Origin of the sequence: Brucella sp. 22210 (assembly GCF_052045675.1) — a bacterium.
Lineage (GTDB): Bacteria > Pseudomonadota > Alphaproteobacteria > Rhizobiales > Rhizobiaceae > Brucella.
The window spans coordinates 246,939-263,227 of record NZ_JBQEPD010000003.1; the positions used below are offsets into that span (position 1 = coordinate 246,939).

Consider the following 16,289-nt stretch of genomic DNA (forward strand, 5'->3'; position numbering starts at 1 on the left):
CCCTTGGCTGAGGGAAAAACTTCACGCTTGCGTGACTTGCGCGTGTGACCATTGAAAATGAACCGTGAGCCATTTATCCAGAAACACAATCGTTAGTTTACTAATATATAAGGCATCGGATATGAGCACGACAGATCTCAGAGCAGAAATGATTGATGCCATGGCGAAGGTGAACCGCAAGCTTCGCACCGTTTTTGACGCCAGGGTAAAGGAGCGCGGCCTGACACTGGCGCGCGCGCGCACGCTGCTGGCACTGATTGAACAGGAAGGTCTTTATCAAAAGGAACTGGCTGAAACGCTGGAGATCGAGAATGCGACCATGGTTCGCCTGCTCGATGGTCTGGAGCGTCAGTCGTTCATCGAGCGCCAGACGGTCGAAGGTGACCGGCGCGCCAAGCGTGTCGTGATGACCGAAGAGGGCAAGGTTCTGGCGGAGCAGGTTGAGAAACTCGCCGGTGACGTGCGCGAGGACCTGCTTGAAGGCGTCACCGATGAAGAATTGAGCGTTGCACTGAACGTACTGCGCAAAATGTCGGAATCGATGAACAAGACGCATTAAACGAACGTCTCAGTTCATGAGAAATCGGCCGGAGCCTTCGCTCCGGCTTTTTTATTTCAATCACGGTTTTGTGAAAATCTGCCGCGAAGCCGGTCGGCTTGCGCCATCTTTCGGTCGCCAGTTCACCGTTCACTGGTCCCACAATTTTGCGGACGGAACGCATGTCCAGAAAGACGCGAGTCGGCTTTCGAAAAGATGTGCGTTCAAACCAACACACAAAGCGCCGTTGAACGGATCGAACAAGTGCCGTGGTGTTTTGCCTGACGGGAGCGTCGGAAATGCGTTATTCGACCCAGACCCTGGTGGGCCTCATGGCCATTGTTTCCATCGTTTCGGTGCAGGCGAAGGATATGCGCCATGGCACCCGGCATTCCTATGCGCGGGCGCTCAACGATGTGAATACGGATGACGGCATGGTTTTCGATACCAATGCATCGGCCTCTTACGGCGTGAGAACGACTGAGCGCTCGCGTAGAAGTTCCCGTATGCGTTAGGGTGCAAGAGTGCGCAGATATTCCATCAGTTCACTTGCCGTATTGCTGGCGCGCTCCGGTTCTCGGGACACAATGGCTTCGATGAGCGCGGCATGGGCATGGGCGGAGCCGGTAATGCTGGCCGATGGGCGCAAGCGGAACCAGAAGCGACGGCTATGCGTCTGAAGCGGGGCTGCCAGACGGGTCGCATAGGGATTGTTGGCCGCGGTGCCGAGAACGATATCGAAGGCCTTGTCGGCATCGAGAAATGACTGCACGTCCTCATCTGGGATGGCCTTCCGCATGGCAGCGGCGGCCGCCTCCAGCCGTTGATAATCGCGCGGGCTACCAAAGCGGGCCGCATCGCGCGCCAGTACACGTTCGACGCCTTCGCGGGCATCCAGCACCTTGGCGAAATCCTTCGGGTCAATCGGCGCGATCGCAATGCCGGAACGGGGGCGGACTTCCATCAGTCCTTCCCAGGCAAGCCGCTGAATGGCTTCACGCAGCGGTGTGCGCCCCATTCCTGTCAGCTCGATGAGCGTGCGTTCGTTGACGACAGCTCCCGGCTCCAGTTCGAGTGTCACGATCATGCGTTCAAGCGTGCGATAGGCCTGATCGGCAAGGCTTTCGCCGCCCAGACCGTCAATGGCTGTTGTCAGTTTGCCGGTGGCGCTTTTCATCGACCGCTCGCGGAGGCTCGTCTGTGTCATCGGGTCCAGTGTCCTGCATGATGGCAATTGACATGAAACAATCCTACAAATATATCTCTGATATATCAATACGGACCAAGGGTGCAGCTATGCCGGGCCTCCGCTTGCTTTAACCGGGTTTCGGCATAGTGTTATTCCAAAATTTTGTTAGACGGGCTGGCGCTCCGATTTCAAAGTCGCTCTGATTTCGAACCCGCATTGTTCCAGACAGGCATGGATTGCAAGCACGAAATTCGGGCACCGGGTAACCGGTATTGACAAAGACAAGGGGCTCCATCCGTGATGACGCCTCTCATAAGGATCGGTGGGGAGCCGCACAAGAATGAAATCTGATCCCAACAAGCAGCAAAAAATGGGACAGCAGGATATTGTTATCATCGGCGGCGGCATTGTCGGTTCTGTGACGGCAGCTCTCCTGACCGAAGCCGGACGCGATGTGCTGGTCATTGATCGCACGGGCATTTGCGAGGAAACGAGTTCCGGCAATGCTGCGGCGCTCGCCTTTTCCGAAATTCTGCCGCTGGCTTCAAAGGGTGTCATGCGCAAGGTACCGGGCTGGCTGATGGACCCGCTGGGACCGTTCTCCATTCGCCCGTCCTATTTCCCGAAAATGGTGCCGTGGCTCTATCAGTTCTGGCGCTCCAGCAGCGCTCAAGCGCTGGAGAAAACTGCTGTCACGCAGGCCAATATCATGCGTCTTGCGGCAAGCGAAATGCTGGCGCTGATCGACCGTGCCGAGTTGCGCGACCGTTTGCAGGAAAACGGCAATCTGGAACTCTATGAAAGCGAAGCCGAGCTGAGCGCTGCTCTGCCAAGCTGGGACATTCGCGAGAAGGCTGGCATTGCGCATGAACATGTCCACGGCGCAAGGCTGGCCGAATTGCAGCCGGGTTTGAGCCCGCGCATCGTGGCCGGAACCTTCGTGCCGGGTTGGAAAAATGTCAGCGACCCGAAACTGTTCGGACAGGCTGTCTGGGCCTATGCGGAGCGCCTTGGCGCACGCTTCCTGAAAGCGAAAGTGACGAGCGCGAAACCGGCAGATGGCGGCGCGCGTGTGCGTCTTGAGGACGGCACCGAAATCAGCGCGAAGAACCTGATCGTGATGACCGGCGCTTTCTCGCGTGATTTCGCCAAAGGGTTCGGCGACGCGGTGCCGCTCGACACCGAACGCGGTTACAACACCACATTGCCGGTGGGTGCTTTCGACGTGAAGCGCCAGCTCACCTTCCCAAGTCATGGTTTCGTCGTCACACCAATGGCGACAGGATTGCGCGTTGGCGGAGCGGTCGAGTTCGGCGGGCTTGATCTGCCGCCGAATTATGCGCGCTCCAAAGCGATGCTGACCAAGGCTTCCCGCTTACTGCCCGGCCTGAAAACCGAAGGCGGACGCGAGTGGATGGGCTATCGTCCGTCCATTCCGGACTCAGTGCCTGTTATCGGCCGCGCATCGTCGGGCGGAAATATTTTCTACGGTTTCGGCCATGGCCATCTTGGCCTCACGCAATCGGCAGCGACCGGGCGCCTCATCCGCGATTTGATCACCGGCGCGAAGCCCGCAATCGACATCGAACCATTCAAGCCTCAACGTTTTCGGAACTGACCATCATGGCAAGACATTCCTTTTTCTGCGTCGACGGACATACATGCGGTAACCCTGTGCGTCTGGTGGCTGGCGGCGGCCCGAACCTCGAAGGTTCGACCATGATGGAAAAGCGCGCGCATTTTCTGCGCGAGTTTGACTGGATCCGCACCGGCCTGATGTTCGAACCGCGTGGCCACGACATGATGTCGGGATCGATCCTCTATCCGCCGACGCGCCCGGATTGCGATGTGGCGGTGCTATTCATCGAGACCTCCGGTTGCCTGCCCATGTGCGGTCACGGCACCATCGGTACGGTGACCATGGCGATTGAACAGGGCCTCGTCACGCCAAAGACGCCCGGCAAACTCAACCTCGACACGCCAGCCGGTCTGGTTGCCATCGAATATGAGCAGAACGGCCAGTATGTGGAGCGCGTGCGCCTCACCAATGTTCCGGCTTTCCTCTATGCCGAGGGCATGGAAGTGGAATGCCCTGATCTCGGTACGCTCAAGGTCGATGTGGCCTATGGCGGTAATTTCTATGCCATCGTCGAGCCGCAGGACAATTACACCGACATGGCCGATTACAGCGCCTTGCAGCTGATCGCCTGGAGCCCGGTTCTGCGCCAGCGTCTCAACGAGAAATACAAGTTCCAGCACCCACTGCTGGCCGATATCAACCGTCTGACGCATATCCTTTGGACCGGCAAACCGACCAAGCCGGAAGCCCATGCCCGCAACGCCGTCTTCTATGGGGACAAGGCCATTGACCGTTCGCCTTGCGGCACTGGCACCTCGGCACGCATGGCGCAGCTCACCGCCAAGGGCAAGCTGAAGCCGGGCGACGAATTCGTGCATGAATCCATCATCGGTTCACTGTTCCATGGTCGCGTCGAGCGTGCGGTGGAAGTCACGGGCCCTGCAACGGGCCAGGATACCGTCCTGCCGGGAATTATCCCGTCAATTGCGGGCTGGGCACGCATGACAGGTTATAATACCATCTTCATCGATGACCGGGATCCGTTTGCTCACGGTTTCACAGTTGCGTAAAACGGGTACGGTTAGCCAAAAGCGGCCAACCACCCAATTTCTTGCCCTTTGAGGCTTCGGGGAAAACATGGGATAAGGCGTCCGTTTCGGTAGAAAAGGACGCGAAAGGGGCGTTTAGTAGGGGACATAACTGGTTTGCAGAAGGATGAAGCAATTAGTCTTTTGTTTAAGACGAAAGGGGCTTGCATTCCTTGATGCAGCCGTTAGGTGTAATCGACCGGGAAAAAAATGAGGGTGCACGAAATAATGATGCGCCAATAAGATTCCGGCTTGTTAAATGGGTGGCTTTTCGATGGAATATTTCCTCCAGCAGGTGATCAACGGGCTCGCGCTCGGTTCGATCTATGGCCTGATCGCCATCGGCTACACGATGGTCTATGGTATCATTGGCATGATCAACTTTGCTCATGGCGATGTTTTTATGCTCGGCGCCTTTATGGCGCTGATTGTTTTTCTAATCATCACAACCTTCATCGGAGCACTGCCGATTGCGCTGCTTCTGCTTCTGATGATGGTGGTTGCTATGCTCATGACCGGCTTGTGGAGCTGGACGATCGAGCGCGTGGCTTATCGGCCGCTGCGCGGTTCGTTCCGCCTTGCACCGCTGATCACGGCAATCGGCATGTCGATCGTCTTGTCCAACTTCGTCCAGGTGACGCAGGGTCCGCGCAACAAGCCGGTTCCGCAGCTCCTGAACGGCTCGTACAGCCTGTTCGGTTCCAGTGTCACGATTTCGCTCAAGCAGATCGTGGTCATTGTGGTAACGGCGGTGCTGCTGGCGATCTTCTGGTACATCGTCAATCGCACATCGCTCGGTCGTGCGCAGCGTGCCTGTGAGCAGGACCGCAAGATGGCCGCACTTCTCGGCATCAATGTCGACCGCGTGATTTCGCTCACCTTCGTGATGGGCGCCATGCTCGCAGCCGTTGCCGGTACGCTTTACCTGTCCTTCTATGGTGTGATTTCCTTCGCCGACGGGTTCATCCCCGGCGTCAAGGCGTTCACCGCTGCAGTTCTGGGCGGTATCGGTTCGCTTCCGGGCGCGGTTGTCGGCGGTCTGCTGATCGGTCTGATCGAAGCGCTCTGGTCGGCATATTTCTCGATCGACTACAAGGATGTCGCGGCGTTCTCGATCCTGGCCATCGTGCTGATCTTCATGCCGTCGGGTATTCTTGGCCGTCCTGAAGTCGAAAAGGTGTAATCATGGCTGTACAGTCGAGTTCACGCCCGGATTCCCTTTTTGGCCGGGCCATTCGTGAAGGTATCATCGCCGGTCTTCTGGCGCTGGGTCTCTTCGTCCTGATCATCGGTTTCAAGACCGAGCAGAACATCAACAATGAACTGGTGCTGGTACAGCGCTGGGGCGCATTGGCCGTTATGGTTGCGCTGGCAGCAGCGGGACGCTTCCTGTTCGTCGCCTTCCTGCAGCCGCAGCTCGAGGCGCGTAAGCTCGCCAAGAGCAAGCGTACGGTGGATGCCTCGGAAGGCCAGTCCTTCTTCCGCACCCAATTCTCCAAGCTTGGCGTTGCCTTCCTCTTTGCCTATCCGATCCTGATCGTCATGGCTCTGGGCTGGCAGGGCTCGCTCAAGTGGGTGGATAATTTCGGCGTCCAGATCCTCATCTATGTGATGCTGGCCTGGGGCCTCAATATCGTCGTTGGTCTCGCCGGTCTTCTCGATCTCGGCTATGTGGCCTTCTACGCTGTCGGCGCATATTCCTACGCGATCCTGTCGAGCTATTTCGGTCTGTCGTTCTGGATGTTGCTGCCCATCGCAGGCATTCTGGCGGCAACATGGGGCGTCATTCTGGGCTTCCCGGTCTTGCGTCTGCGCGGTGATTATCTCGCCATCGTGACACTCGCTTTCGGTGAAATCATCCGTCTGGTGCTCATCAACTGGACCGATCTCACCAAGGGCACCTTCGGTATTTCGGGCATTGCCAAGGCAACCTTCTTCGGTCTGCCGTTCAAGGCCGGTCCGGATGGTTTTGCCGCCCATATGGGAATTGCTTTCTCGCCGGCGCATTACAAGTTCTTCCTTTATTACGTCATTCTGCTGCTGGCGCTTCTGACTGCATGGGTTACGATCCGTCTGCGCCGCATGCCGGTTGGCCGTGCATGGGAAGCGCTGCGTGAAGACGAAATCGCCTGCCGTTCGCTCGGCATCAACACCACGACCACCAAGCTCACGGCTTTTGCCACGGGCGCAATGTTCGGTGGTTTTGCGGGCTCCTTCTTCGCTGCACGTCAGGGCTTCGTGAGCCCGGAATCCTTCGTGTTCCTTGAATCCGCAGTTATCCTCGCCATCGTCGTTCTCGGCGGTATGGGATCGCTCGTCGGTATCGCCATCGCTGCAGTCGTCATGATCGGCGGCACGGAAATCCTGCGCGAAATGGGCTTCCTGAAGGTAATCTTCGGTCCCGACTTTACGCCGGAACTCTATCGCATGCTGATCTTCGGCCTCGCTATGGTGGTCGTCATGGTCTGGAAACCGCGTGGCTTTGTCGGAAGCCGAGAACCAAGCGCGTTCCTGCATGCAAAGAAGATGGTGTCGGGTGCCTTTACCAAGGAAGGGCACGGCTGATGGCGGAGACAGCGACAATGTCTGACAATGTTCAGAAAAACCTGGTTCAGAAAGACACCGTTCTTCAGGTTGAGCATCTGTCGATGCGCTTTGGTGGCCTCGTCGCCATCAACGATCTGAGCTTCGATGTGAAGCGTGGTGACATTACCGCGCTCATCGGCCCGAACGGTGCCGGTAAAACGACGGTCTTCAACTGCATCACCGGCTTCTACAAGCCAACGGGCGGCATGTTGACCATGCATCGGAACACGGGCGACACTTTCCTTCTGGAACGTCTTCCGGATTTCCAGATCACCAAACAGGCCAAGGTGGCACGTACCTTCCAGAATATTCGCCTGTTCTCAGGCCTGACCGTTCTGGAAAACCTGCTCGTCGCCCAGCACAACACGCTGATGCGGTCGTCCGGTTTCACGATCCTCGGCCTTCTGGGCCTGCCGGGCTATAAGAAGGCCGCCAAGGAAGCCATCGAAAAGGCGCGTTACTGGCTGGACAAGATCAATCTGACTGCACGCGCAGACGATCCGGCTGGCGATCTGCCTTATGGCGATCAGCGCCGTCTGGAAATCGCCCGCGCCATGTGCACTGAGCCGGAAATTCTCTGCCTCGATGAACCGGCAGCAGGTCTCAATCCGCGCGAGTCGGCTGAGTTGAACAAGCTTCTGCTTGATATCCGCAAGGATACCGGAACGTCGCTCCTGCTGATCGAGCACGATATGTCGGTGGTTATGGAAATTTCCGACCACGTGATCGTGCTGGAATATGGAACGAAGATTTCCGACGGCACGCCGGAAGAAGTCCGCAACGATCCGCGCGTTATCGCTGCTTATCTCGGCGTCGACGACGAGGAAATCGCCGATCTGATCGACGAGGCGGATAAGCCTGGTGTGACCGATGCCATCGATCTTGTTACGACGCAGCTTGCCGAAGAAGCGATCGAACAGGAAAAGGCTGCGGAAGTGTCCCGTCTTGCCGGTGGATTGGAAGCGGCTCGCGATGGCAAGGCCGACAATCTGACGCTCGTGAAGGGCATCGGTGCGGTTAACGAAAAGAAGCTGAACGAGCACGGCATCTATCATTTCGACCAGATCGCCGCATGGTCCGAAGCTGACATCAAGCAGGCCGAAACCTATCTGGAATTCGATGGCCGCATCGCCCGTGAAGACTGGGTGGGGCAGGCCAAGCAACTGGCTGCTGGCCAGGTGACCGAATTCTCGAGCCGCGTCGAAGCCGGTGATGTTCCGACGAGCCACAAGACCGCTCCCGCAAAGGCGCCGCGAAGCCGAAAAGCTCCGGCCAAGCCGAAGAAGGGAGGCGAATGATGCAGGCTGATCCCATGCAGAAAAAGCAACCGCTTCTGGCCGTTGAAAAGGTTGAAACCTATTACGGTAATATCTGTGCGCTGAAGGGCATCGACCTGACAGTCGACGAGGGCGAAATCGTGGCGCTGATCGGTGCCAACGGCGCTGGCAAGTCCACGCTGATGATGACGATTTTCGGTTCGCCGAAGGCGCGCACCGGTCGCGTTCTCTTCAACGGCAAGGACATCACGTCCATGCCGCCACATGAGATTGCCAAGCTGCGTATCGCGCAGTCGCCGGAAGGTCGCCGTATCTTCCCGCGCATGACGGTTCTCGAAAATCTTCAGATGGGCGCGAGCCTCGATCATCAGAAGTACTTCGAAGAAGACGTGAAGCTGATGTTCGACCTGTTCCCGCGTCTCAAGGAACGCATCAGCCAGCGTGGCGGTACACTGTCAGGCGGCGAACAGCAGATGCTGGCCATCGCTCGCGCGTTGATGGCGCGTCCGAAGCTTTTGCTTCTCGATGAGCCTTCGCTTGGTCTTGCACCGCTGATCGTCAAGCAGATCTTCGAGGCGATCAAGGAACTGAACCGCACACAGGGCCTGACGGTATTTCTCGTCGAGCAGAACGCATTCGGTGCGCTCAAGCTCGCCGACCGCGGCTATGTGATGGTCAACGGATCGATCACGATGAGCGGCTCTGGCCGTGATCTTCTGGCCGATCCGGAAGTGCGCGCCGCCTATCTCGAAGGCGGAAGGCATTAAGGAGAAAGTCATGCAAGGTATTCTCTACGAAGAACCGTCTTTCTGGCTGTTTTTCCTCATCACGTGCGTGCTGGGCGGCTGGGCTGCCTGGATGACAGGTCGCGCCTGCGCGCAGACCTGGCGCAGCTTGCCGCAGCTTCTGGTCTATCTGATCCCGCTGGGCGCTGCTGTGCGTTTCATCCACTTCGCGCTGTTTGAAGGAACGCTGCTTTCCTTCCACTATTATCTGGTGGACACGATCGTTCTGATGATCGTTGGGTCGATCGGCTTCCAGTTCACGCGCACCAAACAAATGGTGCGGCAGTATGGCTGGCTTTATGAAAAAGCTTCGCCGCTGAGCTGGAAAGCAAAATAATTCGAAGCTTCGCCGTTCGCGGCGGAGCTTTTTTTAAAAGATCACGTTGACAGTATTATGATTCAGCGTAGATATTGCTGAGTATTCAGCAAGATAATAAGGCGGTGCTAAAACATCGCTTCGGGGTAAATACAAGGATGGGAGTTCCAAAAATGAAGAAGTATCTTTTTTCGGGCGTGGCTCTTGCTGCTGTGATGGCTTTTGGCGGCTCTGCATGGGCTGATGTACTTCTGGGCATCGGTGCGCCGCTGACCGGCCCGAATGCCGTTTACGGTGCGCAGATCCAGAAAGGCGCCGAAGCCGCCATCAAGGAAATCAACGATGCTGGCGGCATCAACGGCGAGAAGATCGCGATTACGCTCGGCGACGACGTTTCGGATCCGAAGCAGGGCATTTCGGTTGCCAACAAGTTCGCTGCCGATGGCGTGAAGTATGTTGTCGGCCACTTCAACTCGGGCGTTTCGATTCCGGCTTCGGAAGTCTATGCTGAAAACGGCATTCTCGAAATTTCGCCTGCTGCAACCAACCCGGTTTATACCGAGCGTCAGCTCTGGAACACGTTCCGTACCTGCGGCCGTGATGACCAGCAGGGTATCGTTGCCGGCCAGTACATCTTCGACAACTTCAAGGACGCGAAGATCGCCGTCATTCACGACAAGACCCCTTATGGTCAGGGCCTTGCCGACGAAACCAAGAAGAAGCTGAACGAGCTCGGCACCAAGGAAACCCTTTATGAAGGCGTAAACGTCGGCGAAAAGGATTTCTCGGCTCTGATCGCCAAGCTCAAGCAGGCTGGTGTCACTGTCGTATATTGGGGTGGCTTGCATCCGGAAGCTGGCCTGATCATCCGTCAGATGGCTGACCAGGGCCTCAAGGCTCAGTTCATCTCGGGCGACGGTATCGTGTCGAATGAACTGGCTTCCATCGCTGGCGATGCTGTTGCCGGTACGCTGAACACCTTCGGTCCAGATCCGCGCAACAACCCGGACAATGCTGAACTCGTCAAGAAGTTCCGCGACGCCGGTTTTGAGCCGGAAGCCTACACGCTCTATTCCTACGCGGCCGTTCAGTCGCTTGCTCAGGCCGCCAAGGCTGCAGCCAGCAACGACCCGCAGGAAGTTGCGAAGGCGCTGAAGGCAAAGGGTCCGTTCAAGACCGTGCTCGGCGATATTTCCTATGATGAAAAGGGCGATCCGAAGCTCCCAGGTTACGTCATGTACAAGTGGGAAAAGGGCGCTGACGGGAAATATACCTACATTCAGCAGAAGTAATAACGCAGCATTATTGCGCAATTGGAAAATGCCCGGCCATCGTGCCGGGCATTTTTGCTTTCTGGCAGCTAATATAGGTCTGTAAAAAGTAGCTGACTCTTATTGAAGGGTGATACCGCATTGTGTTGATAGGCGTGTGCGGTCTGGCGAATGAAATATCTATTTAAAACAATGCGTTGGATCGATTATGGCGGGGGTGATTTCACGGGAGTCGCCGCGGACGCATAAACTCATGCGGAAAACGCCGAAAGTAGTTGATTTCTATGCTTTACTTTTATGGCTATGCGAATTTACCTGCCTATGTGATTTTGCGTAGCGTGATTCTCTACGTTTAATCTCGCCTTCTGGGGAGGAGGCCGGTCATTCGGGCGGAGGTGTTTTATTTCCCCCAAACTGCGCCCGGCAACGGGCATATGGAATATCGGTTTTCTCATGCGGTTTGCAGCGTCTGCTGCGATCCCTGCCGGCAGTGCGCATTCTAATTCGCATTTGGTCGCCGGGATTGTTGTCTGGCGGCAGGGTGCCTGGAGCATTTCCAGCAAAACTGCGCAGCGGTATTGCGTCGGATAATGCGCGATAACAATGAGACAGAGCGGTGCCAGTGGCTTGGTTTTCACTGGATGCGTTTGAAGTGGGAGTAATCGAAATGAAAAAGTCTTTGTTCTGCGGCGTTTGCCTTTCGGCTCTGGTCGCTTTTGGCGGCGCAGCCTTTGCCGATGTGATGGTTGGTGTTGGCGCACCTTTGACAGGCAGCCAGGCAGCCTTTGGCGAACAGATCAAGCGCGGCGTTGAAGCCGCTGTCGCGGAAGCAAATGCCAAGGGCGGCATGAATGGCGAAAAGATCAGCATCGTCTATGGCGATGATGCCGCCGACCCGAAGCAGGGCATTTCGGTTGCCAACAAGTTCGTTGGCGATGGCGTTCAGTTTGTCATCGGTCACTTCAATTCCGGCGTCAGCATTCCGACCTCGGACATCTATGCCGAAAACGGCGTGTTGATGATCGCGCCGGGCACCACCAACCCGACCTTCACCGAGCGTGAACTGTGGAACACCTTCCGCACCTGCCGTCGTGATGACCAGCAGGGTATCGTTGCCGGCAAGTACATGGCCGACCATTACAAGGACGGCAAGGTTGCCATCCTGCACGATAAGACGCCTTATGGTCAGGGCCTCGCCGATGAGACCAAGAAGTCGCTCAACGAGAACGGCATGAAGGAAACGCTTTATGAAGGTGTGAACCAGGGCGACAAGGATTTCTCGGCGCTGATTTCCAAGATGAAGGCTGCAGGCATTACCGCTGTCTATTGGGGTGGCATGCATCCGGAAGCCGGTCTTTTGATCCGTCAGATGGCCGATCAGGGCCTCAAGGCGCAGTTCATTTCGGGTGATGGTATCGTCTCCAACGAACTGGCTTCGATTGCCGGTGATGCAGTGGCCGGCGTCATGAACACCTTCGGTCCGGACCCGCGCGACGACAAGTCGAACGCTGAACTCATCAAGGCGTTCCGCGACAAGGGTTTTGAGCCGGAAGCTTACACCTTCTACGCCTATGCCGGTGTGCAGTCGCTTGTCAGCGCCGCCAATGCAGCTGGCAGCAACGATCCGCAGGAAGTTGCAACCGCAATGAAGGACAAGGGTCCGTTCAAGACTGTTCTGGGTGAAATCTCCTTCGACAAGAAGGGCGATCCGAGCCTTTCGCCTTATGTCATGTTCGAGTGGCGCAAGGGTGAAGACGGCAAGTATAACTACTTCCAGAAGTAATGGAGCATTTCCAGCAAAACTGCGAAGCGTCTACGCGAGGAAATCAGTTCACTGGACTGATTTCTGATCCCGCTTCGATGCGTTGGACAATGCATAGAGTAGTTCTGATGATTGCTTCATAATAGGAACTGCTCTTTTGCCTGATATATTGGCATAAATTGCTATAAAATTAATCAGAATGCCCGGCTTTTGGTCGGGCATTCTGTTTTTAATTGGTGGTTGCACAGTTTGTTTGCGCTTGATCATATTGCAAGGTAAGCAATGGCGCCTTCGTCATTGCAGTAAGGGAGATCTGCCTTGCCTATCAGGAAAATTCTGGTCGCCAATCGATCCGAAATCGCAATTCGCGTATTCCGCGCCGCCAACGAGCTAGGGCTCAAAACGGTGGCCATATGGGCTGAGGAGGACAAACTTTCCCTGCATCGCTTTAAAGCGGACGAGAGCTATCAGGTCGGGCGCGGGCCGCATCTGCCTCGCGATCTGGGGCCCATCGAAAGCTATCTGTCGATCGATGAGATCATCCGCGTCGCCAAGCTTTCGGGGGCAGATGCTATTCATCCGGGCTATGGCCTTCTGTCGGAAAGCCCGGAATTCGCCGAAGCCTGTGCCGAAAACGGTATCATCTTCATCGGACCGAAGCCGGAAACCATGCGCCGTCTTGGCAACAAGGTGGCTGCGCGCAATCTGGCCATCGAAATTGGCGTGCCGGTGGTGCCAGCCACCGATCCGTTGCCGGATGATATGGAAGAGGTCAAGAAGCTCGCAGCGCAGGTCGGCTACCCGGTCATGCTCAAGGCAAGCTGGGGCGGCGGCGGTCGCGGCATGCGCGCCATTCGCTCCGAAGCCGATATTGCCCGCGAGGTCACGGAAGCCAAGCGCGAAGCCAAGGCGGCCTTCGGTAAGGATGAGGTCTATCTCGAAAAGCTCATTGAACGCGCGCGCCATGTTGAGGTGCAGATTCTGGGCGATACGCATGGCAATGCCGTGCATCTTTTCGAGCGCGACTGTTCCATCCAGCGGCGCAACCAGAAAGTCGTGGAGCGCGCGCCAGCTCCTTATCTCAACGACGCGCAGCGTCAGGAACTGGCAGATTACGGCCTGAAGATCGCGCATGCGACCGATTATATCGGCGCAGGCACGGTGGAATTCCTGATGGATGCCGATAGCGGCAAGTTCTATTTCATCGAGGTCAATCCGCGCATTCAGGTTGAGCATACCGTCACCGAGCAGGTGACTGGCATCGATATCGTCAAGGCGCAGATCCACATTCTGGAAGGTTTTGCCATCGGCACGCCGGAATCAGGCGTGCCGCGTCAGGAAGATATTCGTCTCAACGGCCATGCCCTCCAGTGCCGTATCACGACGGAAGATCCGGAACAGAATTTTATCCCCGATTACGGGCGCATTCAGGCTTACCGTTCGGCGTCGGGCTTCGGCATTCGTCTTGATGGCGGCACGGCCTATTCGGGCGCGTTCATCACGCGCTATTACGATCCGCTGCTGGTGAAGGTCACAGCTTCGGGCGCGACGCCGCTGGAAGCCATTCGCCGCATGGATCGTGCGCTGCGTGAATTCCGTATTCGCGGTGTGGCGACGAATCTCACTTTCCTTGAAGCGATCATCAATCATCCGAAGTTCTTGTCGAACGACTATACGACGCGCTTCATTGATACGACGCCGGAACTGTTCGAGCAGGTAAAGCGACAGGACCGCGCCACCAAGCTTCTGACCTATATTGCCGATGTGACCGTCAACGGTCATCCGGAAACCAAGGGACGTGCCAAGCCGGCTAAGGATGCCGCAAAGCCGCGCGTGCCGTGGTTTGGCGACACGCCGGTTGCGGATGGCACCAAGCAGCTTCTGGACAGTCTCGGACCGAAGAAGTTTGCCGAATGGGTGCGCAATGAAAAGCGCGTTCTCGTCACCGATACGACCATGCGTGACGGCCATCAGTCGCTGCTGGCCACGCGTGTACGCACCTATGACATTGCGCGCATTGCCAATACCTATGCGCAGGCATTGCCGAACCTGTTCTCGCTGGAATGCTGGGGTGGGGCGACTTTCGACGTGTCGATGCGCTTCCTGACGGAAGATCCGTGGGAACGTCTGGCGCAGGTGCGCGAAGGCGCACCGAATCTGCTTCTGCAAATGCTGCTGCGCGGTGCCAATGGCGTTGGCTACAAGTCCTATCCGGACAATGTGGTGAAATATTTCGTGCGGGAAGCCGCGCGTGGCGGCATCGACCTGTTCCGCGTGTTCGACAGCCTCAACTGGGTTGAGAACATGCGCGTCTCGATGGATGCGGTGCTGGAGGAAAACAAGCTCTGTGAAGCGGCCATCTGCTACACCGGCGATATTCTGAACCCGGAACGCGCCAAATATGACCTCAAATATTACGTCAATCTGGCGAAAGAGGTTGAAAAAGCAGGCGCGCATATCATCGCCGTCAAGGATATGGCTGGCCTGTTGAAGCCTGCTGCGGCGCGGGTGCTGTTCAAGGCGCTGCGTGAGGAAACCGATCTGCCGATCCACTTCCACACCCATGACACGTCCGGCATTTCTGCCGCGACGGTGCTGGCGGCGGTGGATGCGGGTGTCGATGTGGTCGATGCGGCCATGGATGCCTTGTCCGGCAACACATCGCAGCCTTGCCTTGGCTCCATCGTGGAAGCACTGCACGGTGCCGAGCGTGATCCGGGTCTCGATCCGGAATCAATCCGCCGCATTTCGTTCTATTGGGAAGCCGTGCGCAATCAATATGCGGGCTTTGAAAGTGACCTCAAGGGACCGGCTTCGGAAGTCTATCTGCACGAAATGCCGGGCGGTCAGTTCACCAATCTCAAGGAACAGGCGCGTTCGCTTGGGCTTGAAACCCGCTGGCATGAAGTGGCGCAGGCCTATGCCGATGTGAACCGCATGTTTGGCGATATCGTCAAGGTCACGCCGTCCTCCAAGGTGGTGGGCGATATGGCGCTGATGATGGTCAGCCAGGATATGGACGTCAGCGATGTCGAGAACCCGGACAAGGATATCGCCTTCCCGGATTCCGTGGTGTCGATGATGCGCGGCGATCTCGGACAGCCGCCTTCGGGTTGGCCGGCAGCGCTTCAGAAGAAAGTACTGAAGGGCGAAAAGCCGTTCACTGTGCGTCCCGGCTCGCTACTGCCTGCCGCCGATCTCGATGCGGAGCGCAACGGGTTTGAGGAAACCGTGGGTCGCAAGATCGACGATCAGGAGTTTGCATCCGCGCTGATGTATCCGAAAGTCTTCACGGATTTCGCTGCCGCACAGGAAACCTACGGTCCGACAAGTGTTCTGCCGACGCCGGTTTATTTCTACGGCCTCAAGCCGGAGGAAGAAGTCTTTGTCGATCTGGAACGCGGCAAGACGCTGGTGATTGTCAATCAGGCGATGAGCGAGACCGACGAAAAGGGCATGGTCACCGTGTTCTTCGAACTGAACGGTCAGCCGCGCCGTATCAAGGTGCCGAACCGCGCCAAGGGCGCTTCAGGTGGTGTCCGTCGCAAGGTGGAAACCGGTAATGAAAATCAGGTCGGCGCGCCGATGCCGGGTGTCATCTCGACGGTTGCCGTCGCCAGTGGCCAGAAGGTTTCGCAGGGCGACGTGCTGCTCTCCATCGAGGCGATGAAGATGGAAACGGCCATTCATGCCGAGCGCGACGGTGTGATTGCCGAAGTGCTGGTACGGCCTGGCGAGCAGATCGACGCGAAGGACCTGCTGATTGTGTATTCGGAATAGTTTGCGTTCAGCCCGAGCCGGATGATTTCAAGCTCCATGTGCACCACGCTTCCCCCTCATCCTGAGCTTGTCGAAGGACGAGGGCAGGCGCTGTGTGTTTCCCTCGCCCTTCGAGACG

The 16,289-nt window shown here is 56.9% G+C and carries 13 protein-coding genes; 12 read left to right on the forward strand and 1 reads right to left on the reverse strand.

The features are described 5' to 3' along the window. Nucleotides 1-121: 121 nt before the first annotated feature. Nucleotides 122-559 carry a MarR family winged helix-turn-helix transcriptional regulator gene (locus ACTJKP_RS06105; RefSeq protein WP_078339546.1) on the forward strand — a complete coding sequence of 146 codons (438 nt, stop codon included), beginning with the start codon at nt 122-124 and terminating at the stop codon, nt 557-559. Nucleotides 560-837: 278 nt separating this feature from the next. Further along, complete coding sequence (locus ACTJKP_RS06110; RefSeq protein ID WP_078339545.1) at nt 838-1,053, forward strand: hypothetical protein; 216 nt, start codon at nt 838-840, stop codon at nt 1,051-1,053. Here the strand turns inward: ACTJKP_RS06110 and ACTJKP_RS06115 are convergent. After that, nucleotides 1,050-1,715: a GntR family transcriptional regulator gene (locus tag ACTJKP_RS06115; RefSeq protein ID WP_440630136.1), complete on the reverse strand. Its 666-nt coding sequence runs from the start codon at nt 1,713-1,715 to the stop codon at nt 1,050-1,052. The two genes, ACTJKP_RS06110 and ACTJKP_RS06115, sit on opposite strands and share 4 nt — an antisense overlap. Before the next feature lie 352 nt (nt 1,716-2,067). On the opposite strand from ACTJKP_RS06115, the gene ACTJKP_RS06120 reads away from it, so the two are divergent. The 10 genes from ACTJKP_RS06120 to pyc all read left to right on the forward strand — a co-directional run bounded on the left by ACTJKP_RS06120 (nt 2,068) and on the right by pyc (nt 16,171). Continuing rightward, a complete protein-coding gene (locus ACTJKP_RS06120) occupies nt 2,068-3,345 on the forward strand; it encodes an NAD(P)/FAD-dependent oxidoreductase (protein ID WP_440630035.1) in 1,278 nt (425 codons plus the stop codon). A gap of 5 nt (nt 3,346-3,350) precedes the next feature. Then, complete coding sequence (locus tag ACTJKP_RS06125; RefSeq protein ID WP_182521716.1) at nt 3,351-4,376, forward strand: 4-hydroxyproline epimerase; 1,026 nt, start codon at nt 3,351-3,353, stop codon at nt 4,374-4,376. A gap of 292 nt (nt 4,377-4,668) precedes the next feature. Next, nucleotides 4,669-5,577 (forward strand): branched-chain amino acid ABC transporter permease, encoded by a 909-nt coding sequence (locus ACTJKP_RS06130; protein WP_078339595.1) that lies wholly within the window; start codon nt 4,669-4,671, stop codon nt 5,575-5,577. Between the two features lie 2 nt (nt 5,578-5,579). After that, entirely contained in the window at nt 5,580-6,959 is a 1,380-nt protein-coding gene (gene livM, locus ACTJKP_RS06135) for a high-affinity branched-chain amino acid ABC transporter permease LivM (RefSeq protein WP_440630036.1), read from the forward strand. Further along, nucleotides 6,959-8,278: an ATP-binding cassette domain-containing protein gene (locus tag ACTJKP_RS06140; RefSeq protein WP_440630037.1), complete on the forward strand. Its 1,320-nt coding sequence runs from the start codon at nt 6,959-6,961 to the stop codon at nt 8,276-8,278. The genes livM and ACTJKP_RS06140 overlap by 1 nt, the downstream gene beginning before the upstream one ends. Further along, nucleotides 8,278-9,024 (forward strand): ABC transporter ATP-binding protein, encoded by a 747-nt coding sequence (locus ACTJKP_RS06145; protein ID WP_078339540.1) that lies wholly within the window; start codon nt 8,278-8,280, stop codon nt 9,022-9,024. The genes ACTJKP_RS06140 and ACTJKP_RS06145 overlap by 1 nt, the downstream gene beginning before the upstream one ends. 10 nt (nt 9,025-9,034) lie before the next feature. Continuing rightward, nucleotides 9,035-9,379, forward strand: coding sequence for a DUF6867 family protein (locus ACTJKP_RS06150; protein WP_182521713.1), 345 nt, complete (start codon nt 9,035-9,037; stop codon nt 9,377-9,379). A gap of 152 nt (nt 9,380-9,531) precedes the next feature. Then, nucleotides 9,532-10,650 (forward strand): branched-chain amino acid ABC transporter substrate-binding protein, encoded by a 1,119-nt coding sequence (locus ACTJKP_RS06155; RefSeq protein WP_113534752.1) that lies wholly within the window; start codon nt 9,532-9,534, stop codon nt 10,648-10,650. A gap of 646 nt (nt 10,651-11,296) precedes the next feature. Then, a complete protein-coding gene (locus ACTJKP_RS06160; RefSeq protein ID WP_113534751.1) occupies nt 11,297-12,412 on the forward strand; it encodes a branched-chain amino acid ABC transporter substrate-binding protein in 1,116 nt (371 codons plus the stop codon). 297 nt (nt 12,413-12,709) lie between these two features. Beyond that, a complete protein-coding gene (gene pyc, locus ACTJKP_RS06165) occupies nt 12,710-16,171 on the forward strand; it encodes a pyruvate carboxylase (protein WP_440630038.1) in 3,462 nt (1,153 codons plus the stop codon). The last annotated feature ends 118 nt before the right edge of the window (nt 16,172-16,289 follow it).

Coding starts and splice junctions, on each gene's coding strand:
- livM (WP_440630036.1), top strand. CDS start 5,580: ATGGCTGTACAGTCGAGTTCACGCCCGGATTCCCTTTTTGGCCGGGCC.
- ACTJKP_RS06145 (WP_078339540.1), top strand. CDS start 8,278: ATGCAGGCTGATCCCATGCAGAAAAAGCAACCGCTTCTGGCCGTTGAA.
- ACTJKP_RS06160 (WP_113534751.1), top strand. CDS start 11,297: ATGAAAAAGTCTTTGTTCTGCGGCGTTTGCCTTTCGGCTCTGGTCGCT.
- ACTJKP_RS06155 (WP_113534752.1), top strand. CDS start 9,532: ATGAAGAAGTATCTTTTTTCGGGCGTGGCTCTTGCTGCTGTGATGGCT.
- ACTJKP_RS06150 (WP_182521713.1), top strand. CDS start 9,035: ATGCAAGGTATTCTCTACGAAGAACCGTCTTTCTGGCTGTTTTTCCTC.
- ACTJKP_RS06125 (WP_182521716.1), top strand. CDS start 3,351: ATGGCAAGACATTCCTTTTTCTGCGTCGACGGACATACATGCGGTAAC.
- ACTJKP_RS06115 (WP_440630136.1), bottom strand. CDS start 1,715: ATGAAAAGCGCCACCGGCAAACTGACAACAGCCATTGACGGTCTGGGC.
- ACTJKP_RS06130 (WP_078339595.1), top strand. CDS start 4,669: ATGGAATATTTCCTCCAGCAGGTGATCAACGGGCTCGCGCTCGGTTCG.
- ACTJKP_RS06140 (WP_440630037.1), top strand. CDS start 6,959: ATGGCGGAGACAGCGACAATGTCTGACAATGTTCAGAAAAACCTGGTT.
- ACTJKP_RS06105 (WP_078339546.1), top strand. CDS start 122: ATGAGCACGACAGATCTCAGAGCAGAAATGATTGATGCCATGGCGAAG.
- ACTJKP_RS06110 (WP_078339545.1), top strand. CDS start 838: ATGCGTTATTCGACCCAGACCCTGGTGGGCCTCATGGCCATTGTTTCC.
- ACTJKP_RS06120 (WP_440630035.1), top strand. CDS start 2,068: ATGAAATCTGATCCCAACAAGCAGCAAAAAATGGGACAGCAGGATATT.